The sequence below is a fragment of the Pantoea alfalfae genome (assembly GCF_019880205.1).
In the GTDB taxonomy this organism is placed as follows: Bacteria; Pseudomonadota; Gammaproteobacteria; order Enterobacterales; family Enterobacteriaceae; genus Pantoea; species Pantoea alfalfae.
In genome coordinates this window covers 1,568,547-1,591,742 of the sequence record NZ_CP082292.1, presented here as the reverse complement: position 1 = coordinate 1,591,742, position 23,196 = coordinate 1,568,547, and the positions used below count along the sequence as shown (strand labels likewise).

Below are 23,196 nucleotides of genomic sequence, written 5' to 3'. Positions count from 1 at the left end.
GGCGTGGCGCGATGAACGCGGGATGACAGCAAGATGATCAAACCGTGACAGGCCAGTGCGCACCGCACAGCAATGTCTGACCGTCACGGGCAGGCTGCACACCCTCCGACAACGGGTTTTCGGCTAACCAGTTATCCATCTCATGACTGAGGTGGGTCAGCCACGTCTGACGCGGCTGAAGCAGCGCCGCAATCGCCAGTGCCCGGGTCACATCATTGTGATTACGCGGTTCGGCACGGGGCGGATCGTTGCAGTCAATCACCAGTTGATCCAGCGGCTGGCCACGCAGGAAGTCGGCGGTATCGGACGGCAGTTCGCAGGTGTCGCACAGCCAGGCGAGCCGGGTGCCATGCCAGTCGAACAGATAGCCGTGCGTCAGCTTCGAGTGTTGCAGGGGCAGCGGCGTGACCTGCAATTCACCGAAGGCGTGCGCCACAAACGGCGTTAAGGCGGGACGGAAATCGAGCAGGCCAGGGTGTTTATAGAGATCGTCACAGCCACGCGGATCGGGCGGTCCCCAGACCGGAATCGGTGCGCCCACTCCCCAGCGCAGCGCAAACAGGCCCTGCACATGATCCATGTGGTAATGGGTCAGCAGAATGCGCGTCAGCGTGCCGGGCGGAAAGCGCGACGCCAGCAGCGGCAGACCGGCATCCAGCAGGATTCGCTCGTGGCCAAACTCAATCAGCGCACTGCAGGCCGCACGCGCATGGGCGCTATTGCGCTGCGCCCGCTGGCAGGCGCGACAGTCGCAGCCCGGCAGCGGTGCCGCAGTCACCCCGCCGGTACCCAGAAAAGTGAGTTTCATTGATGCGCCTCCAGTATCTGGCGCAGCTGGCAGACGGTATCCGCCAGCGCGCCGTCGTTGTTGAGAATAAGGCAGCCATCGGGCTGCGGCTGAGCGGCGCGCGCCAGCCGCCGGGCGATCTCCGCCTCATCTTCCCGTCCGCGCTGACGCAGCCGCGCCGCCAGTACCGCGGGCGACACCTGCAGACAGACTGGCAGCAGCTGCGCACCAAACCGCGCCTGCGCCTGGGCCAGATGCAGCCGCGACCCGTTCACCACCACATTCTGCCCGCGCAACAGCCATTGCTCGGTCTCACAGCCGATGCCGTAGCGGAAACCGTGCGCCTCCCAGCTCACCGCAAACAGGCCGAGTGCGGCGCGACGCTCAAACTCCGCCTCAGTCAGCGCCACATGGTTTTCACCGCCCGCATCGGCGGCGCGGGTAATGTAGCGATGGGCGATCAGCAGCCGGGGCGGCGGTGACGCCCGCAGCGCATCCAGCAGGCTGTCTTTACCCGAACCCGAGGGACCGGTGAGCCAGATCAGCCGCGCCATCAGTACACCTGCCGACCTTTGCTCCAGACGTGCCGCACGTGCGGGTAACCGTGTGCGGTGTGCGCCAGCACCAGATCGGCGCGGCAGCCCTCGGCGATCACACCGCGATCCTCCAGCCCTAGCGCGCGGGCCGGGTTACAGGTCACCAGTGCAATCGCCTGCGCCATGCCGAGGCTGTTGCGCTCATCATCTGCCAGCCGGAACGCCGCATCCAGCAGGCTGGCCGGGTAGTAATCGGATGACAGAATATTCAGCAGGCCGTGTGACGCCAGTTCCCAGGCGGCAACGTTGCCGGAGTGCGAGCCGCCGCGCACGATGTTGGGCGCGCCCATCAGCACCTGCATGTTGCGATAGCGTGAGGCGCGAGCCGCCTCCAGCGTGGTCGGAAACTCCGCGATGCGGCTGCCTGCCGCATGGGATTCCTCCACGTGCGCCGCGGTAGCGTCATCGTGGCTGGCAATGGCGATGCCATGTTCGCGGCACAGTCCGGCAATCGCCTGACGATTGGGCTGCGACCACGCTGCCGCCAGAGTGAGCTGGTCATGCTCGAACTGATCCATCTCGGCGTCGTTGAGCTGATATTTGCCCTGATAATATTCGCGATATTTGGTCAGCGACGCATACTGGCGCTGGCCCGGCGAATGGTCCATCAGCGACACCAGCGCCAGTTCCGGCGTGCCCATCAGCGCTTCAAACAGCGGCGCGGTGGTAGGATGCGGCAGTTCACAGCGCAGATGCAGCAGATGCTCGGCCCGGTTCAGCCCTTTACGGTTGCTGTCGCGGATGGCGTCGATCATCTTGCTGAGGTTATCCAGCCGGTGCCCGCCGTCGCGCACATCGCCCACGCCAATCGCGTCCAGCACGGTGGTGATGCCGCTGGAAACCATCAGCGCATCGTGGCTGCTCATCGCCGAATGTGCAGGCCAGTCCACTTTTGGCCGTGGGGTGAAAAACTTGTCGAGGTTATCGGTGTGCAGCTCCACCAGCCCCGGCAGCAGCCAGGCCCCTTCGCCATCCAGCGCGCCCGGCTGCTGGCTGGTGGTTTCGCTGAAGCTGCTGATGCGCTCATCACGAAACTCCAGCGATCCGTTCACCACTTCGTTTTCCAGCACCAGTCTGACGTTATTGATGATCATGCCTGCACTCCTGTGTCGGTCGGGTGCATCAGGTGCAGCCGGTCGGCTACCCGCTCGCGCACCGCCCGATCGTGAAAAATACCGACGATGGCGGCACCCCGGGCGCGCGCCTGTTCAATCAAACTCACTACCGCCGCGCTGTTGACGCTGTCGAGCGAGGCGGTGGGTTCATCCAGCAGTAGCACCGGATAGTCGGCGATAAAGCCGCGAGCGATGTTCACGCGCTGCTGCTCTCCGCCGGAAAAGGTGGACGGGGCCAACGACCAGAGACGCTGCGGCACATTCAGCCGGGCCAGCAGTTCGGCGGCCCGCGCTTCGCAGAATTCACGATCCACGCCGCGCTCCAGCAGCGGCTGCATCACAATCTCCAGTGTCGGCACGCGCGGGATCACCCGCAGAAACTGGCTGACCCAGCCCAGCGTGTCACGGCGCAGGGCGATAATCTGACGCGCTGATGCCTGCGCCATATCGATCCATTCGCCCTGATGCGCCACGCGGATGTGGCCGCTGTCGGGCTGATAGTTGCCATAAAGCGCGCGCAGTAGCGTGGATTTGCCGCTACCAGAGTGACCGTGCAGCACCACGCATTCGCCCTCGCCTGCCGTCAGACTGGCGTTGTGCAGCACCGGCAGCGCCGCGCCGTTCTGATTGTGCAGCACAAAGGTTTTACACAGATTTTCTACACGCAGACGCGGAGTGTGAGTCGTCATTTAATTGAGCACCGAAGAGACCAGCAGTTGAGTGTAAGGATGATGAGGATCGTCCAGCACGCGGTCGGTCAGACCGCTCTCCACCACCCGCCCCTGTTTCATCACCAGCAGGCGATGCGCCAGCAGTCGCGCTACGCCGAGATCGTGAGTGACAATCACCACCGCCAGATTCAGCTCGCGCACCAGCGTTCGCAGCAGATCCAGCAGTCGCGCCTGCACCGAGACATCCAGCCCGCCGGTTGGCTCATCCATAAACATCAGCTGCGGCTGCGTCACCAGGTTACGGGCAATCTGCAGACGCTGCTGCATCCCGCCGGAAAAGGTGGTCGGCAGATCGTCGATGCGACCGGCATCAATCTCTACCGCCTGTAACCAGCGGCTCGCCTCGGCGCGGATGTCGCCATAGTGGCGCTGCCCGGTCGCCATCAGCCGTTCGCCGATGTTGCCGCCCGCACTGACCTGCGAACGCAGTCCGTCCATCGGATGCTGATGTACTACGCCCCACTCGGTGCGCAGCAGGCGACGGCGATCGCTTTCACTCATCTGATAAAGGTTGCGGTTCTGATAAAGAATGCTGCCCTGCTGCGGCGTCAGACGCGCCGACAGGCTCTGCAGCAGCGTGGTTTTACCGGAGCCGGACTCGCCGACAATCCCCAGCACTTCACCGGGCCAGAGATCAAAACTGACCTGCTCAAACCCTTTGCCCGGCGCGTAAAGATGGGTGAGCTGGTTCACCGCAAGCAGCGGCTGTTCACTGTGCATGTTGCTGTTCCTGCTGCTGATGGCAAAAGTCGGTGTCGGAGCAGACAAACATCCGCGTTCCCTGATCGTCCATCACCACCTCATCGAGATAGCTGTGGCGCGAGCCGCACAGCGCGCAGGGTTCTTCCCACTGCTGCACGGTGAACGGGTGATCGTCGAAGTCGAGACTCTCCACGCGGGTATAAGGCGGCAAAGCGTAGATGCGCTTTTCACGCCCGGCACCAAACAGCTGCAACGCGGGCATCATGTGCATCTTCGGGTTATCGAATTTAGGAATGGGCGACGGATCCATCACGTAGCGATCGTTGACCCGCACCGGATAAGCGTAGGTGGTGGCGATATGCCCGTAGCGGGCGATATCTTCATACAGCTTCACCTGCATGATGCCGTACTCCTCCAGCGCGTGCATAGTGCGGGTCTCGGTTTCGCGCGGCTCAATAAAACGCAGTGGCTCAGGGATCGGCACCTGAAAAATCAGGATCTGATCCTCCTCCAGTGGCGTTTCCGGGATGCGATGGCGGGTCTGGATCAGCGTGGCATCGGCGGTGCGCTCGGTGGTGGCCGCGCCGCTGACCCGCTTAAAGAACTGGCGGATCGATACCGCATTCGTGGTGTCATCTGCGCCCTGATCGATCACCTTGAGCACATCCTGATCGCCAATCACGCTGGCGGTGATCTGGATGCCGCCAGTGCCCCAGCCGTAAGGCATCGGCATCTCGCGTCCGGCGAATGGCACCTGATAGCCGGGGATCGCCACCGCTTTCAGGATGGCGCGACGGATGGTGCGTTTGGTCTGCTCGTCGAGATAGCCGTTGTTATAGCCGGTGAGTTCAGCCATGGTTGCGTTCCTGATAATCGTTCTGGAGCTGTTTCAGCAATTCCAGCTCGGCCTGAAAATCGACGTAGTGCGGCAGCTTGAGGTGCGAGACAAAGCCCGCCGCTTCGACGTTGTCGGCGTGCGACAGCACAAACTCTTCATCCTGCGCCGGGCTGGTCACACGCTCATTCTGCTCGCGGCTTTGCAGCGCGCGGTCTACCAGCGCCATCGCCATCGCTTTGCGTTCGGCACGGCCAAACACCAGCCCGTAACCCCGGGTAAACTGCGGCGCAGCATCATCGCTGTGGGCGACGCCGTTGACCATTTCACACTCCGTCAGCAGCAGTTCCCCGATCTCCAGCTCAAAACCCAGCTCTTCGGGACAGATGCTGACGCTGAGAGTGCCGGTGCGGATCTCACCGGCAAACGGATGGGTACGGCCATAGCCGCGCTGGGTCGAATAGCCCAGCGCCAGCAGAAACCCTTCGTCGCCGCGCACCAGCTGTTGCAGCCGCGCGGCGCGTGAGGCGGGAAAACTCACTGGCTCGCGGGTGATATCGACCGGCTCGCTGCCGTCATCCACCTCGCCAGCAGCCAGCCCTTCCTCGCTCATCATGCTGAACATATGGGGGCACTGGTCTGGCACCGGGCAATCGTCACGCGGCGCAGCGGGCGTTTCACCGTTAGCCAGCAGCGTGAAGTCGAGCAGCCGGTGGCTGTAGTCATAGGTTGGGCCCAGCACCTGGCCGCCCGGCAGATCTTTGTAGACCGCCGAGATGCGGCGTTCGATACGCATCGCACCGGTCGCCAGCGGCGTGCTCTCCGCCAGCCGTGGCAATGTGGTTCGATAAGCGCGCAGCAGAAAGATCGCCTCGACCAGATCGCCGCTGGCCTGCTTGATAGCCAGCGCCGCCAGTTGCGGATCGTAAATTCCGCCTTCGGTCATCACCCGGTCCACCGCCAGGCCCAGCTGCTGCGCCACCTGGTCACAGCCGAGTTCCGCTACTGCCCGATCCCCGCGTCGCAGATCGGCCTGCAGCTGGTGGGCATTAGAGATGGCTTTTTCGCCCCCTTTCACCGCGACATACATCAGCACACCTCCACAACGGTGGTGCGCGGCACGGCCATGATCGCTTCGCCACAGGTGAAGATCAGATCCACGCCCTGTGGAAACGGATGCGGACGGGTGCGCAGATATTCCAGTACGCTTTCCGGCAGCTGCGGCGCAATGGCGCGGGTTTCCCGCAGGCCGGGACCGGAGAGACGCAGCGTTAATCCGCCATTCAGCGACGGTACCTCGATAATCAGCGTGGTGCTTTTTTCCGGCGACATGTTGTCACCCGCCGCGAACTGCGTCGGATCCGGCTGCGCCGCCGCATGGCTCAGCGCGAAAGGGGCGTCCTGCTGCGTGGTGATGGGCGCGCCGGTGTGGAAGCGCAGATTGTTGCGCAGCTGTTCGTTGTCGATTTGCGCATCCAGCCAGACCGGACTTTCCTGGTCAACCAGCGTCAGCAGCAGCGCCGTGGCCGCCGGGGACAGTGCGCCCCAGCCCTGTTGCAGCGGCAGCGAGACCATCACGCCCGGTTCGCTCATCGCTTTCAGAATGCGGCGAAACGCGCGCTGTGCATCCGCGACCGGATGGTTAAAACTTGCCAGTAAAGTCATCAGTTATCTCCGCGAACCAGCGTAAAGAAATCCACTTTGCTGCTGGCGATTTCACGGGCGCGCAGCTGTCGCTGCTCATCGCGCCACGCTGCCAGCGGCGTAATAATCTTCTCTTCCAGCAAAAGCCGGGTTTCCGGCTGCTGCAACAGCGCATCCAGCAGGGCGCAGCGTTCGGCATGGGCTTTGTCGCGCCCTAACAGGTAGCTGTAGCCCAGGGTGCCGTCGCCCAGCTGCACCACTGCGCGCGTTACCGTGGCATCACCCATCACGAAGCGTTTTCCGGTAGCCCCCATCCGCGCCTGTAACCGCGTCAGCCCGATCTCTGCCGGACGAACCAGCGTGAATTCGGGCTGGAGATTAAGCGCCTGCCAGTGCGCTTCAAGCAGGGTGGCGCTGCTGTGTGCCAGCACCGACAGCCAGCGCTGGCGATCCGTTTGCTGTTCCATTAGTGCTCCAGAGTCAGTTCGATCATGTCGCCGCGCGTCAGGCTGACGGAGTATTCCGCCACCGCGCCATCACTGGTTTTGTTCAGGGTCCGCACGCAGAGCAGCGGCGCATGCAGCGCGATATCCAGCTGCCGACACTCCTTTGCCTGCGCCCGGCGGGTGCTGATACGCGTCTGGGTGCGCACCAGCTGTTTGCCGGTGTGCTCCACTAAGAAATCGTGCAGCGACCCGCTGTTAAATTGCTGCAGCTGTGGCCACCAGCTGAGGTCGGCGAGGAAATGGTTGATCAGGCAGAGCGGCACGCCGTTGGCGCGGCGCAGGGTGCGCAGGTGAATGACGTTTTCGCCCTCTTTTACGCCCAGCGCACTGGCGACGTCGTTGCTGGCCGGACGCAGCACCGCCAGCAGCCGTTCGCTGGTCGGGTGACTGCCCTGCTCCATCAGGTTCTGGCTAAAGCGCGCCTGCGCATGCAGCGGATAGTCATACGGGCGCATCAGCACCAGGATGCCGACGCCATGACGGCGCTGCAGCAGCCCTTTGTGCACCAGCTCATCGACAGCGCGGCGCAGGGTGTGGCGGTTCACCTCATAGTGATCGGCCAGCTGTTGTTCGGAAGGAAGATAGTCGCCGCAGCGGTAGCGCTCTTTCAGCGCCTGCTCCAGTTGTGCGGCAACAGCCTGATAGACAGTGGTCGGATGTCTGGATAACTCCATCACGATGAAATCCTCACGGGTTACAGAGTGGGAACGCAGTGATAAGACGCTGCGGGATGGGGTTAGCCTGAGGGACGCAGATGACAGAATAGTGACGCAGGGGTGAAGGTGGGGTGAATGTGAAAGTCGGGACAGAAGCCAGTTAAGGATAAAGAGGCGTCATGGGAATAGAGCTCAGGCCTGAAACCCTCTGCTCTGTTTGTCCGGGAACACTTTCAGGGTGCTGCACGATGGCTTTACGCTTCTTGCCGTGTTTTAAACCAGGGCGTAATGAGCATATGCGGAATCGCCAGTGCGGCCAGTGCCGCAAAAAGTGACTGAATTCCCGCTTTATCCGTGGGATGCATCATCGCGACGGTTCCCGCCGCCAGCAGAATGGCTGCCGTCAGTACCGGCCATGTGGCATGCAGGTAGCCTGTGTAGCTTTTGCATCCCAGCAGATCGCGCCGCTGCCGGGTTTGCGGGAGCGCATGCAAAATCAGAAAGCCCATTGAAAAACCGACGAAAGGCGGAAGGAGTAATAATGCCAGTGTACCGGCCAGAAGACGTCTGTCCCGGCGGAGTAAGCCCACAAAAATAAGGCCTGCTGCACAAACTCCCCCTGTGAGGGCAATGCCTGCAGCAAAAGAGTGTGGCAATGAAAATCCCAGCCCCGCCTCATGCAGAATTGTACTGAACGCCTGCAGATGCAGAGCAGCTGGCGTCGCTATCATGCTTATTCCCCGCGCCAGACGTTCAATGCTGCATCCATGAGGGGCATCCTCAAGTGCAAAGTGTATGGCTGAGGCCAGGAGAAAAACGGGCAGCGCCAGTGCCGGCGCACCGTGCCACCAGAACAGACAGAGCACAATGACCAGCCCATAGGCGGCAAGAAATGGAAACTGACGCTCGCGTTTCACGACGTCAAGATCGCTGGCACCGTGCGCCATGCCGATAAGGCCAATCGCTCCGGTCGCAAACAGCACCTGCCCGGCAAGAGGGCTGAAAGAGGCCGCCAGCGCTGCCCCCCACAGTCCTGCCCAGCCGAGCCGCACCTGGCCTCTCATCTCCTGACTGCACCAACAGGCACGGCATGAGAAAGGGCTTTCTTCATGTTAGCCGCGGCGTAGAAGGCATAGAAAACTTTTGCGATGATATCCAGAATCAGGAATGCCCAGACCGATGTCGCATCAGTAATGATGTTGAGCCCTTCCGGACCCACCAGAAAAACGATCGGATAGATAAACCATACGATGGTCAGCAAGGCCACATTTTTGTTATATGCACCTGCCAGCGCACTACCCCGCGAAGCGGCTATAGCACGCAGCGGTCCCCAGAGCAGATAAACAACGCCCAGAAATGCCGCGCATGACCACAGATACCAGACCCATTTCGCGACAGCATTTTCAGCCAGCGAAGAGACCAGACCGGTGACGATCATCATCACATCCAGCACAATGATGGCCGTGAGAAAGCCCGCCATTTCGCCCGGCTTACCCTGTTCATGGAAAGCCAGCATGACCAGCCCGGCCAGTAAAAGAGGCGTGGTGACAGACCAGTCAGCATAACGTGCCAGATACACTACCGTGCCACTGTCCAGCGTGAGGTTGCCAAATTCAAACGCCATGGCCAGATAAGCCGTGGCCGCAATAAACGGGACTGACGCGTGCACGAGTGTATGGTGGCCAAAAGGATATTTTTTGTCACCCGTCACGTAGATAATCAGTGATGCGATGGCCATGACCGAAAACCCAATCATGAATGCGGATTGATCCATTTTTTTCTCTCCTGTACTAAAACGCCGGTATCGCGCCAGCAATGCAGCGACAAATTATCGTTAATCAAGCAGGTTTATATTCATTCAACGAATATGCTGAAAGTATATGGTGATATTCGTCATCTGCTCAGGATGATTAACTCACAAGTTCTTATTTTTAAATAAACGGTTAAATTAACCTCTTTTATCAACCTGGTAAGCGTCTGATAAAAAATTCAATGTAAAGTTATGTTTCTCAGCGTTTCGCTTTACTTCCATAACCTCAAAAAAAGAGAAAGCAATCCTGAAAATAACCTATTGATTTAAGTCATATTTTTTATCATGGCGGTGGGGCAGACCTCTTATTTGCATAAACTGACAAAAGAGCAATAATTTTATTTTTCAGTGGTAAATATGAAATCGGGCGCTATGAGAATAGCGTGGTGAGGCGTTTCACATGGGTTCAATGGCATAAATAAAAACTGAATTCTGATGTCTGCCGATTAAACGTAAAACGATAAAAAGAAATAATGTCTAAAAGTTGCCCCCATCCTGCCCGTTATCTTATGCCCAATCCATAAGTGGGGAAAGAATGCGCAAACTTAATTTCTGGCTTATAAAATCGAAACGACAGCTGTATTTTTCTGCAAACCCAATTAAACTGCCGTTTCTCTCCTTCTCTAAATATTTTCTTCCATTACTGCTCTCCCCACCTTCTCCGACCCACTATCCGTCAGCGACGCCCTCACCTGTGGCAGGCTTTCCGGGTAATTCTGCTGAATAAACTCAATCATCTTTTCACGCACATAACAGCGCAAATCAAAGGCGATCGGGGAGTTCTGGGCGGTCATCAGCATCCTGATGGTCATGGTTTTTTCGGTGGTGTCGGTCACCTGAAGCACCGAGGTTTCCTGGTCCCAGAGTTTGGTTTCACTCAGGATTTTGTCGAAATGCTTACGCAATGGCTCCAGCGGCATCGAGTAATCCACATAGAGAAATACCGAGCCTAAAATCTGCGCGTTGTTGCGCGTCCAGTTCTGAAACGGATTCTCGGTGAAGTAAGTAATCGGCAGCACCAGACGGCGTAGATCCCAGATGCGCACCACCACATAGGTCAGGTTGATCTCTTCAATCCAGCCCCACTCCTTTTCCACCACCACTGCATCATCAATCTTAATCGGCTGGGTAAAGGCGATCTGAATACCGGCGAACAGGTTAACCAGCGACTTCTGTAAAGCGAAACCAATAATGATACCGGCCACACCCGCACCGGCCAGAATAGTGGTGCCGAATTTACGCACGCCGGGAAAACTCAGCAGAATCAGCGAAACACAGAACAGCACCAGGATGACAATAACGACTTTCTTGACATAGATAATCTGAGTACGGATTTTTCGCGCACGCAGGTTATTGGAAATATTAATGTCGTAGCGGATATAAAGCATATCCTGCGCCACGTTGGTCAGCCGGATTAAGACCGAGCAGAATGACATGATGATAAAAACGTTGATGATATTGGTGATGAGTTCAAGTGATTCAGGATGGAAATCGATGTAGTTAATCCCGACATTGATCATCAATAACGGCACGAAAAAGAACATCGAACCGCTAAGGTGCTTTTCCAGAGATTTGAACAGCTTTCTGTCACGGCCCTGCCAGTAGCGGATAAACGCGAGCAGGATAAGGCGGGCCAGGAAACCCAGAATAAAAGAAAGCGAGACGAGTAATACAACAGGTACCCATGACGGGAAACCAGATAACTCACCGAATAACAATGGCATTATTTTCCCTTTTCGTTAGCTGTCAGGCGCAGGCTGTCAGATAAGTGACCCACTCAGTAACCGTTGTCTGCACGGTTATCCATTCGTAACACAATCAGCGCTCATGAGTATGAACCATAGCAGCGAAGTTGGCAGGAAATGCGCGGTGATGGACTTGCGGCCGAATTCAGCCTGTCAGCCTTACCGCACAGGTCAGGGTTTACCATCCTGACCTTTATGCCCTCGGCATGACTGCCGCGCTCATTAAAATAACTGATAAAACGTACTCACTTTCTTTCCCTGACTGTCAGCCTGCCCCCGCCGCTCGTTAACAGAAAAACGCTCGCCTGCTCACTATCCATCAAGCTTTTCATGGAAGATCTGTTCCTATCTGCTAATTTTTAAGCTGTTCCCCTGCTGCTGAGAAAAACAACAATATGATTAACACCCTTAAACTTTCCTCTGATTTTCGCCACAGTTTTCTGCGCGAAGTGTTGGTGCCGCTGGTGGCTATCCTTGTGCTGACGTTTGCCGGTGCGGGTGCGGCACTATTTATTGGCACGTCACTGACCAATACTGAGGCCCGGCATCAGCAGCAGCGGATGATTGAGGCCTCTTTTTCGCAGAGTCTGAATGAGCATCTGCGCCAGTTGCATAGCCTGTCACGCTGGCGGCCCTTTGAGGAGCATCTGGCTGAGGGGAACAGCGACAGGTGGCTGGATGAGAACATCGGGCAGTGGCTGTATGAGATGTTCGGCCATCAGCTGATTATGGTGCTGGATGCGCAAAACCAGATCGTCAGAGTCTGGCGTGAAGGCCAGCCGGTTATGGAAGCGGACAACGGTCCGCTGATCGCCGAGGTGCTGCAAAACACGCTGATCCAGGATCCCAGGCGTCAGGATAACGCCGATTATGCCCGTGTTACCCAGCGAGCTGCGGCGCTGGCCGTGGGTAGCATCCAGCGGGATAGCAACGACCTGCCGCGTTTCCGGCTGGTGAGCCTGAAATTTCTCGACGACGGTTATCTGGCGAGCCTGGCGGAACGCAATCAGCTGGAGGGACTGCACTTTTCTGATGGCACATCTCAGTCCGGCACCAGCGCACGCTATCTGCTGATCGCGCAGGCGGGCGAGCCGGTTGGCTATCTCAACTGGATCCCCGCCCGCCCGGGTGCGCAGATGCTGCGCACCATCGGGCCGTCTACCGGGCTGGCGGTGCTGGCGATATCGCTGCTTTGTCTTTATATGGTACGGCGACTCTGGAACTCGTCAGTTAACCTCTCGCAATCGATGCTCAGGCTGGGCGCATCGGAAGCGCAGGCACAACATCTGGCATTTCATGACGTGCTGACCGGCCTGCCGAACCGCGCGCTGGTTGAAGACCGCTTAGCCCAGGCGCTGGCCCTGGCGACGCGCAACGATCAGCGGGTAGCCTTGCTGCTGATCGATCTTGACCGCTTCAAGGCCGTCAACGATACCCACGGTCATCATGCTGGCGATGAGCTGATCATCGCGGTGGCGCAGCGCCTGAGTCGTATCGTGCGGGCCAGCGATACCGTGGGACGCATCGGGGGCGATGAATTTATGGTGGTGATGCCGGAGGTCGATAATATTGGTCAGGTGAATAGCCTGGCGCAGCGCATGATTGACGAGCTGGCTCAGCCGTTTACCCTGTTCGGCAGCGATGTCTGGAGCGGGGCCAGTATCGGACTGGCGCTGGCACCTAAAGACGGCATTGATCGGCTGGAGCTGATGCGCAAAGCCGATATCGCGCTGTATGAAGCCAAAAGCGGCGGGCGCGGCCGGTTTCGTCAGTTTGAACGGGCAATGGATGAGTCAGTGCAAACCCGGCAGACCATCGCCACCGATCTGCGTACGGCGCTGCAAACCCGACAGGGACTTGAGGTATGGTATCAGCCACTGATGGACGTTGGCGGTCAGCAGATGGTCGGCATTGAAGCGCTGCTGCGCTGGCATCACCCGACGCGCGGCCTGATCGCACCCGGTGAATTTATCGCGATTGCCGAAGAGACCGGCCTGATTATCCCGCTGGGCGAATGGGTGCTGGCTGAAGCCTGTGCCACTCAGCAGCGCTTTCCCGATTTGCTGGTGGCTGTCAATGTCTCGCCCGTGCAGTTCCGCTCTACCGGCTTTGTTGACCGTGTAATGGCGATTGTCAGCCAGCACGGCGGTGACCCAAAGCGGCTGGAGCTGGAAATCACTGAGGGCGTATTAATCGAGGATGAACGCGAAGCACGCGAGATTATTGTGTCGCTGCGGGAAGCAGGCTTCCGCATCGCGCTGGATGACTTCGGCACCGGCTACTCCAGCCTCAACTACCTCAGCACCTTCCCGGTGGACAAAATCAAAATTGACCGCTCGTTCACCCAGTCGCTGGGCGTGGCGGAAAATTCCGTGGCGATTGTTGAATCCGTGGTGAAACTGGGCCATGCCATGGGGCTGATAGTGACGGCGGAGGGTGTCGAGACCACCGGGCAGATGTCTGCACTGGCAGATGCAGGCTGTAATCAGCTGCAGGGCTATCTGTTCAGTCAGGCGGTACCCGCCGATCAGCTTGAAGCGCTGATGAGATTACCTGCGCCAGAGGATACGCAGCGCGAATAGTGCTGTGGATGGCCTGAGCGCATAACGGCGCTCAGGCCAGGCGGAATCGCCCTGAGAATCAGGGCAGCACCTCTTACTGTGGGATGCAAAACGCTACACGCCCAGGCTATCCAGCAGCGCGGCCGACGTAGCGACCGCGCCAAAGATGCCGCCCTGCATAGGGATCATGCTCAGCGCCGCCTCATGATGCCGCTGCTCGGTCGCAGCACAGCAATCGGAGAGCACCAGGCACTCAAAGCCGCGATCGTTGGCTTCGCGCAGCGTGGTATGGACGCAGACGTCGGTGGTAATACCGGTCAGGATCAGGTTACGGATGCCGCGACTGCGCAGAATCAGCTCCAGATCGGTGGCGTAAAACGATCCCTTCCCCGGTTTATCAATCACCACTTCCTCCGGCAACGGAGTCAGCTCCGGGATGATTTCCCAGCCCGGTTCACCGCGCACCAGAATACGGCCACAGGGTCCCACATCGCCGATCCCGGCGTTCATCCGTCGCGAGCGCCAGCGCTTGTTGGCGTGCAGATCGCTGAGGTCGGGCCGGTGTCCTTCACGGGTATGGATAATCGGAAACTGCCGGGCGCGCATCGCCGCCAGCACCTGCTGCAAAGGGACGATGGGCGCGCGGGTCAGGCTCACATCATAGCCCATGCTGTGGACATAGCCGCCGACACCACAGAAATCGGTCTGCATATCAATCACGATCAGCGCCGTGTCAGCCGGGCTAAAGCTGCCGTCAAACGGCCAGGCGTAGGGGGTCGAATTAACGCTGTAGTCGGGCATTGCTGTTCTCCATTACCGGGCGCGACATGCGCATTTTACTGATCAGGGTGTAGCTGATGGCGGCGGTCATCAAACCGATCACCGCTTCACCGAACTGCGGGAAAGCCACATGGGCGATGACTGCACACAGGCTGCCAATCGCCCAGGCGGCAAACGCGGTGCCACGGAAACGCTGCGCCGGACGCTGCTCGCTGATGCGCGCCATGAAAATCAAATCCACAATCATTACCGCACCAAACGGCGGCACCACAATGCCCAGCAGGCTGAGCCACTCCAGGAAGTAAGACCAGACTCCCGCGAGCGCCAGCACGCCGCCAATGGCACCGAGGATCAGCGTCCAGAGGCGCATTTTGCTGCTGAACAGATGGCTGAAACCCACCGCACCGTTGTAGAGACAGTGGGTGCAAACTGACCCCAGATTGATAAAGACAAACAGAAAGGCCACCACCGACAGGAAGGCGCTGTGTCCCATCAGCATCGGCAGAAAGTTACCGCCGTTGGTCAGCGGATCAACCGCCGCGCCCACTGCCACAATCACCACGCCAAACAGATAGGAGATCACATTGGCGATCGGGAACGCAGAGAACGCGGCAATCACCGCCGAGCGGCCATTCTTCGACCAGCGGGTGAAGTCGGCGGTCATGGTGCCGGAGTCAGCAAAACCGGCCACCACCATAGTGACGGCAGTGCCCATGCTCATGGCACCGGCGGCGCTGGCGCTGCCCTTCCACTGCGTCACGATGGAGAAGTCGTGCTGTTTGCTGATCAGCCACAACGCCACCATCCCCAGCACCACAAACAGCGGCGCGGCGATCATCCCCAGTACCGACAGCGCCCGCACGCCCAGGAACGTAATACCTGTGTAAAGGATCATGGCAAAGGCGGTCACCGCCAGCGCATTCCAGCCAAAGGTCTGATTAATCACCGTGCCGGTGAGACCGGTCTGGAAGGCATACCAGCCGATCACCACCGTCGAGAGAAAACCGGAAACCAGGATGTAGCCTTTGCTGCCAAAGGTGCGTCTGGCCTGCAGAGCGAAGTTCATCCCGCTGTTACCGGCGTACCAGCTCAGCGCACCGACATAGGCGAACAGCACCAGGTTGCCCAGCAGAATGGCGATCAGCGCGGGCCAGAATCCCAGATGCCAGGTGATGATGCCGCCAAACAGCGCGTTGGTGAGGATCATCGGAAAGCCAAACCAGACCGCCGAGACGGAGCGGGTGGAATGACGGTGCGACAGCGGCACCGGCTCATGTTCAAACTCCTGCTCCAGCGCAGGTGTATCAGATGTTTTCATTGGGCGATTCCGGGTTGAAGGTGATTCCACGGCTGAATGCGCTCGAAAGCGGCACTGGCAGCCAGCACTAACGCATCATCAAGATGACGTCCGACAATCTGCATCCCGACGGGCAGGCCGCTGGCGGTAAAACCGGCGGGCACAGACGCAGCAGGCTGTCCGGTGAAGTTGAACGGGAAGCAGAACGAGAGCCAGTGATCGCTGCGGACCATGCGGCCATCAATGATCTCTGGTCCCTGCATCCCCAGCGGAAATGGCGGCACTGCCAGCGTCGGCGTGATCAGCAGATCAAAGCGCTGCATAAAGCGCCACAGGCTGTTGCTGACCGCTTTTCGGGTGGTGATGGCATCGGTGAAGTTTTCCGCCCGCCAGTCGCGCTGCAGCATGGCGACCAGATGCGGCGACATCTTGCTGTCCTGCTCCGCCATCATCTGGCGCATGCCGGTGAGATCGCTCTCCATCGCCACCAGCGCGCCAAAGGCGGCAGCCGGATCAGGGAAGCCGGGATCGGCCACCTCCAGTTCAGCCCCGATTTCAGCGGCAAAACGCTGCACCGCCGCGCTGACCAGCGCCCGCACCTCCGGGTCAACAGCCACATAACCAAAATCTGCGCTAAAGGCGATGCGCAGTTTGCCAGGCAAATGCTCTGGTGCGCCCAGCCAGTCAACGTCGCAGCAAGGGATCGAGTGGCGGTCACGCATATCCGGCCCGGCCATCAGCGACATCATCAGGGCGGCATCGCGCACGCTGCGCGTCATCGGCCCGATATGCTCCAGTGACTCCCAGCTCGACACGCCGGGATAGCGCTCATCGCGGCAGCCGGGCCACAATGGCACCCGGCCCATTGACGCCTTAAAGCCAAAAATGCCGCAGTGCGCTGCCGGAATGCGTACCGAGCCGCCACCGTCGCTGCCCAGTGCAATCGGGCAGAGCCGCGCCGCTACCGCTGCGCCGGAACCTGCGCTGGAACCGCCTGGCGTCATTGCCCGATCCCAGGGATTGCGTGGTGACGGGAACAGCGGATTGTGTCCGACGCCGCTGTAACCAAACTCCGGCGCAGTCGTTTTGCCCAGCAGGATGGCGTCGGCGGCCAGCAACCGTTCCACCGTGATGTCGTCATCTTCCGGTACGAAATCTTTGTATGCCGCCGATCCGGAGGTGGTTCTGACGTTTGCGGTGCAGATTAAATCCTTCACCGCCAGCGGTACGCCCGCCAGCGCGCCCAGCGTTTCCCCGCGCACCCGTCGGGCATCCACTTCTCTGGCCTGTGCCATTGCCCGTTCAGGCGTCGGGGTACAAAAAGCCTGTATCGCCGGTTCCCGCTGTTCCATCCGCGCCAGCGCCGCCCCGGTCAGCTCGCACGCCGACACGTCCCCGCTGCGAATCAGAGCGGCCATCGTGGTGGCATCTTCGTCTAATAAGGAGTCAAACATGGGTTACCTCGCCAGAATTGTACCTGTCAGCGAGTGCATGAAGCGTGCCAGTTAGCGGTGATGCATCCGGTCTGAAACGGGGATGCCAGATGGAATACGGGCTGGGATACAAGATCGAATTCTTATGATGTTGGGGATGGGTGGCTGTTTATTTTTCAGCACGATGATGGCGCAGGCCTGCGCGATAAAGGGGCGTAATAGCTGAATGGTTTGCGGGCTGGCTTACAAAACGATGTCGATAATCAGCAACAGCGGCCGATATGCTGGAATCAATAACCACATCTTTACCAGTGATGTTTGAGGTTACTGAGCAGGAGAGCAAAAATCGAGTTTCAGGGATTCATAAGCTGCGGCAGGGATGAGAAGTGCGCTTTGAAGAAGATATTTATCTTGAAAACTACGAAATCAGGCGAAAAAAATTCATTTACGATCGGCGTATTCATTACAGTTACGCGTTTGTTGCCGGTAATGAGAATTACACTGTCATCGTGGGCACGCTAATGGATGAACAGACCTTTACCCGCATCGGATACCAGTTGCCACCCGGTATCGCTTTTCCGGTTAACGGGCTGGCTGAAGTCTGTTTTGACGTGTTCGATGGTCTGGAGTGTCTGGGCGATTTCCGCCATATCAGCTTTGCAGGATTAGGGGGTGCTGTCGTTTTCAAAAGCGTACTCCTGGCGTTAATGGCACACCATGAAAGCTTCTTTATAGGCGGTTTTGTTTTCCAGGCTGCATCAGGAGAGATCGTCGACCGCAATCGCCCGACACCCCTTGAGGAGATCTATGACGCTTTGCTTGGGTTAAAAAATGAACTACGCTACAATCGCCGAACAGGGTTGCCGAAGAAAGCACCGCAACCTTTAATCCCGAAATATTTCCGGGCTTATAAAGTAGTGACTACAGGGAGAGCTTGCTATGTCGTTTTACGATAAATACGATGGCATCACAGATGCGGCTGATGCCGAGAACAGGGAGTTAAGGGCACTATTGATAGCTGAGTGGCTGGCCAGACCCGATCTGCCCGCCATTAAGGCCCAGTTAGCTCAGAGGAAAAAACGCTCCTCATCTGCCCTGTTGCGCCGCAAGCTGAAGGAGCTGAATGCGCGCGAAATGCAGAAAGCTAAGATCAGCGCTTAACGCTTAAAGGCCCGATAAACGGGCCTTTCGTATTTTTATCAGCTTCTGGCTCACACGCGGGCGGCTTTCCGCCACCCACAGCGCACTCACCTCTACTCCGGAAAATCCGTCTCCACTGACGTCTGTTTCCACGCTTCTATCTCAGCCAGACGCTCTTTGAGCTTGCTGGTAACGGCGTCATGGCCCCAGGCCCCCATCACCAGATGGCGTGGCGGGTTGTCATGTTCGGTGATGGCGATCATCGCCGCGGCGGCCCGTGCCGGATCGCCTTTCTGAGTACCGCTGTATTCGGCGGTGGCTTTCATCCGTGCGGCTGCAGTCTCTGCATAGTCCGGCAAGTTACTCGGCGTCTGATGCAGTGAGCGTCCGGCCCAGTCGGTGCGGAACGGACCGGGTTCGACGCAGGTAACGTGAATGCCCAACGGCCCCGCTTCCAGCGCCAGCGAGTCGGACCAGCCTTCCACCGCATGTTTGCTGGCAGAGTAGTAGCCTGAGCTGGCAAAGCCAATTAAGCCAGCCACAGAGGTGATGTTGATAACATGACCGCTGCGCGCTTTGCGCATCGCAGGCAGCACCGCGCGCGTCAGGGCGAACAGGCCAAAAACGTTGGCATCAAACTGGGCGCGAATTTCACTTTCCACACCCTCTTCCACCGAACTCTGGTAGCCGTAACCGGCGTTGTTTACCAGCACATCAATGGTGCCGAAGGTGTCCAAAGCTGCTTTGACGGCCTGGTCGATGCTCGCCTGCCGGGTCACATCCAGCGCCAACGCCAGTGCGTTGTCGTGTCCTTCAACCAGATCGGCGATGGACGACGTATCACGCGCCGTTACGACGACCTTAAAACCACGCGCGATGGTCTGCTGCGCCAGTTCACGACCAAAACCGGTTGAACATCCCGAGATTAACCAGACAGGGCTGGAATGAGCAGTCATGTTAAGACTCCCGTTAAGTATGATGAAGGGGTTTACGACCCGGACGCGAGTGCATCCGGGGATCAAGGTTAGCGAGGCGGAACCGCCCCACTTAGCCCTTAATGCTTTTTATGGAACAGCTGGCTGGCGGTGTCGCTGATGATCTGCGCCGCCCCGCGATCGCCTTTCACCATCGACGCCATAAAGGCTTTCGCCTGCTTAAAGGTGATATGCGGCGGTAACGGCGCAACTTCCGGATCGGTTTTCACCTCCAGCAAGACCGGGCGATCGGCGCTAAGCGCACGCTGCCATGCACCGGCCAGATCGTCAGGATTATCGACATAAATTCCGACCATCCCCAGCGACTGCGCAAACTCGGCATACTTCACGTCCGGCAACTGCTGCGAGGCGTCAAAGCGCGGATTACCCTCCATCACGCGTTGCTCCCAGGTGACCTGATTGAGATCCTGATTGTTGAACACGCAGACGATCAGGCGCGGATCGGCCCATTGTTGCCAGTATTTCTGGATGGTGATCAGCTCGGCCATGTTGTTCATCTGCATCGCGCCGTCACCTACCAGCGCCACCACCGGTTTCTCCGGGTGAGCAAATTTCGCGGCAATGGCGTAGGGCACCGCCGCGCCCATACAGGCCAGGCCGCCGGAGAGCGAAGCGCGCTGCCCCTGTTTCACCCGATAGTCGCGGGCGAACCAATTGGCGCAGGAGCCGGAATCCGAGGTAACAATGGCGTTGTCCGGCAACTGAGGCGACATCTCCCACACTACCCGCTGCGGATTGACCGGATTAGCGGGTGCCATGGCGCGCTCTTCCATCAGCGTCCACCAGTCACGTACCTGAACCGCGATAGCTTCCTGCCAGCTGCGATCCTCTTTGTGGGTTAGCAGCGGCAGCAGCGCACGCAGGGTTTCAGCCGCATCGCCATGCAGATTGACTTCGCTGGGATAGCGCAGGCCGAGCATGGCCGGGTCGATGTCAATCTGTACCGCACGCGCCTTGCCCTCTTCCGGCAGGAATTCTGTCCACGGGAAGCCGCTGCCGATCATTAGCAGGGTATCGCAGTTCTGCATTAAATCAGATGAGGGCTTCGTGCCCAGCAGGCCAATCGAACCGGTCACAAACGGCGCATCGTCCGGCAGCACATCTTTGCCCAGCAGCGCTTTTGCCACGCCCGCACCCAGCACATTGGCGACCTGAACCACTTCCACGGCGGCGTCGCGTGCGCCTGCCCCGATCAGAATCGCCACTTTTTTACCGGCGTTAAGCACCTCAGCGGCGCGTTGCAGATCCGCTTCGTAAGGAATGACTTTAGGACGTTGATAGCCGCTGCCGGAATGGGTAAAACCGTGCAGATGCTGCGGCGGCTGCCACTCTTCATCCTGAATATCTTTAGGGATGATGATCACCGCCACGCCATTTTGCGCTTTGGCGATGCGCACGCCACGGTCCAGCAGATGGCGCACCTGCGTTGAGGTCGAGGCTTCCTGAACAAAGTTGGCGACGTCCGAGAAGATGCGATCCAGATTCATCTCCTGCTGGTAACTGGCACCCCGCGCAGTCGCCTCTGCCTGTCCGGCAATGGCCAGCACGGGGGCATGGTCCATTTTGGCGTCATAGAGTCCGGTCAACAGATGGGTTGCGCCCGGTCCGCCAGTCGACAGGCAGACGCCCAGCTCACCGGTAAATTTTGCGTGTCCGGCCGCCATAAAGGCCGCCATCTCTTCATGACGCACCTGAATAAATTCGATGCCGTCCCCTTTGGCGTTTGCGCGCTGAATCGCCCCCAGCACGCCGTTAATCCCGTCTCCCGGATAGCCGTAAATGCGTGTGACGCCCCACTCTTTCAGGCGCTGGACAAAAAAATCACTGGTTTTCATGCTCATCGTCGCGTTTCCCCTCGTTGTCCTTACAGACTTAAAGCGTAGTAGACGATGAGCCATCACCGTTAACTGTTCGCCATTGCCGGGTATCGCTGACGCAAATCACTGAATATTTGCGCCATATCCGCCGTTTCGCCTGTCTCCTCCACCGCCCGGAATACCTGGGTTTTCAGGAAGTGACGCCAGCTCACCGGCGCGTTTGCCAGAAAGGCGGTCAGCAACTGATAACGCTGAGGCGTCCAGCACGTTTCGAAGCGACTCCGTGCTTCGCCGTGCTCAAAATGGTGCGCGACCTGCTGCGGCATGTCGGCGCGCAACCTTTCTGTCGCCGCCTGATCCACGCGGTTATCCACTACCACCACGCCATACTGCGCTCTGGCCGCCGCGACGCTGAGATACCCACAGCGCACATCCTGCATGACCGCCTCAACATCGCGCTGTGACGGCAGGCCGTAACCGCCTGCACCGGGTCCGCGCACGTCGACCACATCACCTGGCTGGCAGTGGATCACATCGGTGTTACCGTGATTAATGACTTCACCGTTGCGCCGGGTACGGAAGGTCGACAGCGCACCGCTCTGTCCGCCCACTACACCCGCCGAGGCAAACACTGACCGGTTACGGTTGCGCGCGGTAATGGTGGTGTTGGGCGAGAAAATCTCGAACGCCATTTCGGTCGCCAGGCCGCCGCGATAGCGACCGGCGCCGGCGCTGTCCTGCGCCAGTCCGTAGCGATGGAAGCGAATCGGCACTTCCGCTTCGTTGATCTCAATCGGGGTGTTTTTCAGAAAGGCGGAAAGCCCGCCAGAACCATCGGGTCCGTCATGATGCGGCGTGCCGCCCGCCCCGCCGCCCACCGGCCCCAGTGAGGCGACCACGCTGCGGTTCTGCGTTTGAGTGCGGATGTTCATAATCGAGTTGCCGCCCGGTGAGTTCGCGGGCAGTCGGTCCGGCATCGCCAGCGAGAAGACGCCAATCGTCGCAATCTGCGACAGTGCACAGGTCAGCGAACGCATCCCCACTGCTGCAGGTGCTTCACAGTTCATCACCGTGCCTGGCGGCAGAATTGCCCGGGTTGGCCGCAGCGTACCGGCGTTAAGCAGCAGCGAACGGTCCAGCGTTGATAGCACATAGGTGACGCCCACCAGCGCCAGCGGATGCCGCTCGCGCCCGCCAGTCGGCATGTTCAGCGACGACGCCAGCTGCGGATCGCTGCCGGTGTAGTCCAGCTCCAGCCGGTCGCCCTGCACCCGCAGCGTAATGGCGATGCGACAGGGATAGCCGCCCTCGCCATCTTCATCGGCGTAGTCGGCGTAAAAGTATTCACCGTCGGGAATGGTACTGATAATCGTGCGCGCCTGCGCTTCGGCATAATCGAGAATGCCCTCAATGCCCTGCAAAAAATCATCAATGCCAAAGCGGGCAATGATGTCGTGGATTTTGCGCTCGCCCACGTTCACCGACGCCAGCTGCGCCTTGAAATCGCCCCAGTTCTGATCAGGCACCCGGACGTTTAGCCGCATAATGCTGGCGACCTCTTCGTTGAGCTGACCCTGTTGTATGATCTTCAGCGGCGGGATGCGAATACCCTCCTGCACGATATCGGTCAGCGAGCGCGACAGCGAGGCAGGCACTGCGCCGCCGACGTCGGTGTTGTGAATGTGACCGACCACGAAGCAGACAATTTCGCCCTGATGGAATACCGGCTTCCAGATGTGGATATCGGGCGAGTGAGTTGCCACGTTACCGGCGTAGGCGTCGTTGGTAATACAGATGTCGCCCTCGGCGTACTCCTCTATCAGCGCCAGCACCGGCGCATAGTCGATGCCGCTGTACCAGGGCGCGCCAAAGCTGCGCGGCGAGGCAAATGCCAGCCCGCTGCGGCTGACAATCTGGCAGGAGAAATCTTCCGTCTCTTTCACGAAAGTGGAGTGCGCGGTGCGCATCAGCGTAAAGGCCATCGCATCAGCCGCAGCGGCGCAGTAGTTCGCCAGGATCTGTAAGTTACGTCCGTCAATCGCCATG

The 23,196-nt window shown here is 59.0% G+C and carries 22 protein-coding genes; 3 read left to right on the top strand and 19 right to left on the bottom strand.

Features of this window, described 5'->3' with window-relative positions; all coding sequences use genetic code 11:
* Positions 1-37: 37 nt before the first annotated feature.
* The 13 genes from phnP to K6R05_RS07295 form a co-directional block, all read right to left on the bottom strand.
* Positions 38-808 carry a phosphonate metabolism protein PhnP gene (phnP, locus tag K6R05_RS07355; RefSeq protein WP_222925315.1) on the bottom strand — a complete coding sequence of 257 codons (771 nt, stop codon included), beginning with the start codon at positions 806-808 and terminating at the stop codon, positions 38-40.
* On the bottom strand, positions 805-1,341 hold the full coding sequence (gene phnN / locus K6R05_RS07350; RefSeq protein ID WP_161736009.1) for a ribose 1,5-bisphosphokinase: 537 nt from the start codon (positions 1,339-1,341) through the stop codon (positions 805-807). The genes phnP and phnN overlap by 4 nt, the downstream gene beginning before the upstream one ends.
* Entirely contained in the window at positions 1,341-2,477 is a 1,137-nt protein-coding gene (gene phnM / locus K6R05_RS07345) for an alpha-D-ribose 1-methylphosphonate 5-triphosphate diphosphatase (RefSeq protein ID WP_161736010.1), read from the bottom strand. Before phnM ends, phnN begins: the two co-directional genes overlap by 1 nt.
* Complete coding sequence (gene phnL / locus K6R05_RS07340; protein ID WP_222925314.1) at positions 2,474-3,187, bottom strand: phosphonate C-P lyase system protein PhnL; 714 nt, start codon at positions 3,185-3,187, stop codon at positions 2,474-2,476. The genes phnM and phnL overlap by 4 nt, the downstream gene beginning before the upstream one ends.
* Positions 3,188-3,949 (bottom strand): phosphonate C-P lyase system protein PhnK, encoded by a 762-nt coding sequence (gene phnK / locus K6R05_RS07335; protein WP_161736012.1) that lies wholly within the window; start codon positions 3,947-3,949, stop codon positions 3,188-3,190.
* The gene (locus K6R05_RS07330) at positions 3,939-4,787 is read right to left on the bottom strand and encodes an alpha-D-ribose 1-methylphosphonate 5-phosphate C-P-lyase PhnJ (protein WP_110330551.1); all 849 of its coding nucleotides are present in this window, start codon (positions 4,785-4,787) and stop codon (positions 3,939-3,941) included. The genes phnK and K6R05_RS07330 overlap by 11 nt, the downstream gene beginning before the upstream one ends.
* Positions 4,780-5,856, bottom strand: coding sequence for a carbon-phosphorus lyase complex subunit (locus K6R05_RS07325; protein ID WP_161736014.1), 1,077 nt, complete (start codon positions 5,854-5,856; stop codon positions 4,780-4,782). Before K6R05_RS07325 ends, K6R05_RS07330 begins: the two co-directional genes overlap by 8 nt.
* Positions 5,856-6,431 (bottom strand): phosphonate C-P lyase system protein PhnH, encoded by a 576-nt coding sequence (phnH, locus tag K6R05_RS07320; protein WP_090959849.1) that lies wholly within the window; start codon positions 6,429-6,431, stop codon positions 5,856-5,858. The genes K6R05_RS07325 and phnH overlap by 1 nt, the downstream gene beginning before the upstream one ends.
* Positions 6,431-6,877 (bottom strand): phosphonate C-P lyase system protein PhnG, encoded by a 447-nt coding sequence (phnG, locus tag K6R05_RS07315; RefSeq protein WP_161736015.1) that lies wholly within the window; start codon positions 6,875-6,877, stop codon positions 6,431-6,433. The genes phnH and phnG overlap by 1 nt, the downstream gene beginning before the upstream one ends.
* Complete coding sequence (gene phnF / locus K6R05_RS07310; protein ID WP_222925471.1) at positions 6,877-7,590, bottom strand: phosphonate metabolism transcriptional regulator PhnF; 714 nt, start codon at positions 7,588-7,590, stop codon at positions 6,877-6,879. The genes phnG and phnF overlap by 1 nt, the downstream gene beginning before the upstream one ends.
* Before the next feature lie 236 nt (positions 7,591-7,826).
* Positions 7,827-8,636 (bottom strand): Brp/Blh family beta-carotene 15,15'-dioxygenase, encoded by an 810-nt coding sequence (locus K6R05_RS07305; protein WP_222925313.1) that lies wholly within the window; start codon positions 8,634-8,636, stop codon positions 7,827-7,829.
* On the bottom strand, positions 8,633-9,346 hold the full coding sequence (locus K6R05_RS07300; protein ID WP_222925312.1) for a bacteriorhodopsin: 714 nt from the start codon (positions 9,344-9,346) through the stop codon (positions 8,633-8,635). Before K6R05_RS07300 ends, K6R05_RS07305 begins: the two co-directional genes overlap by 4 nt.
* A gap of 659 nt (positions 9,347-10,005) precedes the next feature.
* Entirely contained in the window at positions 10,006-11,106 is a 1,101-nt protein-coding gene (locus K6R05_RS07295; protein WP_222925311.1) for a mechanosensitive ion channel family protein, read from the bottom strand.
* A 416-nt stretch (positions 11,107-11,522) separates the two neighbouring features.
* Between K6R05_RS07295 and K6R05_RS07290 the strand changes: the two genes are divergently transcribed.
* A complete protein-coding gene (locus K6R05_RS07290; protein WP_222925310.1) occupies positions 11,523-13,709 on the top strand; it encodes a putative bifunctional diguanylate cyclase/phosphodiesterase in 2,187 nt (728 codons plus the stop codon).
* A 93-nt stretch (positions 13,710-13,802) separates the two neighbouring features.
* On the opposite strand, the gene biuH is transcribed toward K6R05_RS07290, so the two are convergent.
* Genes biuH through K6R05_RS07275 form a run of 3 tightly spaced genes read right to left on the bottom strand, consistent with a single transcriptional unit; the run spans position 13,803 to position 17,219 of the window.
* Positions 13,803-14,489 carry a biuret amidohydrolase gene (gene biuH, locus K6R05_RS07285; protein WP_222925309.1) on the bottom strand — a complete coding sequence of 229 codons (687 nt, stop codon included), beginning with the start codon at positions 14,487-14,489 and terminating at the stop codon, positions 13,803-13,805.
* Positions 14,470-15,786: a purine-cytosine permease family protein gene (locus K6R05_RS07280; protein ID WP_222925308.1), complete on the bottom strand. Its 1,317-nt coding sequence runs from the start codon at positions 15,784-15,786 to the stop codon at positions 14,470-14,472. Before K6R05_RS07280 ends, biuH begins: the two co-directional genes overlap by 20 nt.
* Positions 15,783-17,219, bottom strand: coding sequence for an amidase (locus tag K6R05_RS07275; RefSeq protein WP_222925307.1), 1,437 nt, complete (start codon positions 17,217-17,219; stop codon positions 15,783-15,785). The genes K6R05_RS07280 and K6R05_RS07275 overlap by 4 nt, the downstream gene beginning before the upstream one ends.
* A gap of 365 nt (positions 17,220-17,584) precedes the next feature.
* Between K6R05_RS07275 and K6R05_RS07270 the strand changes: the two genes are divergently transcribed.
* Both K6R05_RS07270 and K6R05_RS07265 read left to right on the top strand, forming a co-directional pair.
* The gene (locus tag K6R05_RS07270) at positions 17,585-18,154 is read left to right on the top strand and encodes a hypothetical protein (protein WP_222925306.1); all 570 of its coding nucleotides are present in this window, start codon (positions 17,585-17,587) and stop codon (positions 18,152-18,154) included.
* Complete coding sequence (locus K6R05_RS07265; protein WP_010670899.1) at positions 18,138-18,359, top strand: hypothetical protein; 222 nt, start codon at positions 18,138-18,140, stop codon at positions 18,357-18,359. The genes K6R05_RS07270 and K6R05_RS07265 overlap by 17 nt, the downstream gene beginning before the upstream one ends.
* A 92-nt stretch (positions 18,360-18,451) precedes the next feature.
* Here K6R05_RS07265 and K6R05_RS07260 read toward each other — a convergent pair whose 3' ends face one another.
* The 3 genes from K6R05_RS07260 to K6R05_RS07250 form a co-directional block, all read right to left on the bottom strand.
* The gene (locus tag K6R05_RS07260) at positions 18,452-19,294 is read right to left on the bottom strand and encodes an oxidoreductase (RefSeq protein ID WP_161735930.1); all 843 of its coding nucleotides are present in this window, start codon (positions 19,292-19,294) and stop codon (positions 18,452-18,454) included.
* Between the two features lie 98 nt (positions 19,295-19,392).
* Positions 19,393-21,174 carry a thiamine pyrophosphate-requiring protein gene (locus tag K6R05_RS07255; protein WP_222925305.1) on the bottom strand — a complete coding sequence of 594 codons (1,782 nt, stop codon included), beginning with the start codon at positions 21,172-21,174 and terminating at the stop codon, positions 19,393-19,395.
* Between the two features lie 62 nt (positions 21,175-21,236).
* The gene (locus tag K6R05_RS07250) at positions 21,237-23,195 is read right to left on the bottom strand and encodes a hydantoinase B/oxoprolinase family protein (RefSeq protein ID WP_222925304.1); all 1,959 of its coding nucleotides are present in this window, start codon (positions 23,193-23,195) and stop codon (positions 21,237-21,239) included.
* Position 23,196 lies beyond the last annotated feature (1 nt).

Excerpts from the sequence above, each read along its gene's own strand:
- K6R05_RS07260 (WP_161735930.1), bottom strand. The coding sequence starts at position 19,294 with ATGACTGCTCATTCCAGCCCTGTCTGGTTAATCTCGGGATGTTCAACC.
- K6R05_RS07300 (WP_222925312.1), bottom strand. The coding sequence starts at position 9,346 with ATGGATCAATCCGCATTCATGATTGGGTTTTCGGTCATGGCCATCGCA.
- phnF (WP_222925471.1), bottom strand. The coding sequence starts at position 7,590 with ATGGAGTTATCCAGACATCCGACCACTGTCTATCAGGCTGTTGCCGCA.
- phnM (WP_161736010.1), bottom strand. The coding sequence starts at position 2,477 with ATGATCATCAATAACGTCAGACTGGTGCTGGAAAACGAAGTGGTGAAC.
- K6R05_RS07275 (WP_222925307.1), bottom strand. The coding sequence starts at position 17,219 with ATGTTTGACTCCTTATTAGACGAAGATGCCACCACGATGGCCGCTCTG.
- K6R05_RS07250 (WP_222925304.1), bottom strand. The coding sequence starts at position 23,195 with ATGGCGATTGACGGACGTAACTTACAGATCCTGGCGAACTACTGCGCC.
- K6R05_RS07330 (WP_110330551.1), bottom strand. The coding sequence starts at position 4,787 with ATGGCTGAACTCACCGGCTATAACAACGGCTATCTCGACGAGCAGACC.
- K6R05_RS07265 (WP_010670899.1), top strand. The coding sequence starts at position 18,138 with ATGTCGTTTTACGATAAATACGATGGCATCACAGATGCGGCTGATGCC.
- phnK (WP_161736012.1), bottom strand. The coding sequence starts at position 3,949 with ATGCACAGTGAACAGCCGCTGCTTGCGGTGAACCAGCTCACCCATCTT.
- K6R05_RS07255 (WP_222925305.1), bottom strand. The coding sequence starts at position 21,174 with ATGAGCATGAAAACCAGTGATTTTTTTGTCCAGCGCCTGAAAGAGTGG.
- phnL (WP_222925314.1), bottom strand. The coding sequence starts at position 3,187 with ATGACGACTCACACTCCGCGTCTGCGTGTAGAAAATCTGTGTAAAACC.
- K6R05_RS07325 (WP_161736014.1), bottom strand. The coding sequence starts at position 5,856 with ATGTATGTCGCGGTGAAAGGGGGCGAAAAAGCCATCTCTAATGCCCAC.
- K6R05_RS07295 (WP_222925311.1), bottom strand. The coding sequence starts at position 11,106 with ATGCCATTGTTATTCGGTGAGTTATCTGGTTTCCCGTCATGGGTACCT.
- K6R05_RS07280 (WP_222925308.1), bottom strand. The coding sequence starts at position 15,786 with ATGAAAACATCTGATACACCTGCGCTGGAGCAGGAGTTTGAACATGAG.
- phnN (WP_161736009.1), bottom strand. The coding sequence starts at position 1,341 with ATGGCGCGGCTGATCTGGCTCACCGGTCCCTCGGGTTCGGGTAAAGAC.
- K6R05_RS07305 (WP_222925313.1), bottom strand. The coding sequence starts at position 8,636 with ATGAGAGGCCAGGTGCGGCTCGGCTGGGCAGGACTGTGGGGGGCAGCG.
- phnP (WP_222925315.1), bottom strand. The coding sequence starts at position 808 with ATGAAACTCACTTTTCTGGGTACCGGCGGGGTGACTGCGGCACCGCTG.
- phnH (WP_090959849.1), bottom strand. The coding sequence starts at position 6,431 with ATGACTTTACTGGCAAGTTTTAACCATCCGGTCGCGGATGCACAGCGC.
- biuH (WP_222925309.1), bottom strand. The coding sequence starts at position 14,489 with ATGCCCGACTACAGCGTTAATTCGACCCCCTACGCCTGGCCGTTTGAC.
- phnG (WP_161736015.1), bottom strand. The coding sequence starts at position 6,877 with ATGGAACAGCAAACGGATCGCCAGCGCTGGCTGTCGGTGCTGGCACAC.
- K6R05_RS07290 (WP_222925310.1), top strand. The coding sequence starts at position 11,523 with ATGATTAACACCCTTAAACTTTCCTCTGATTTTCGCCACAGTTTTCTG.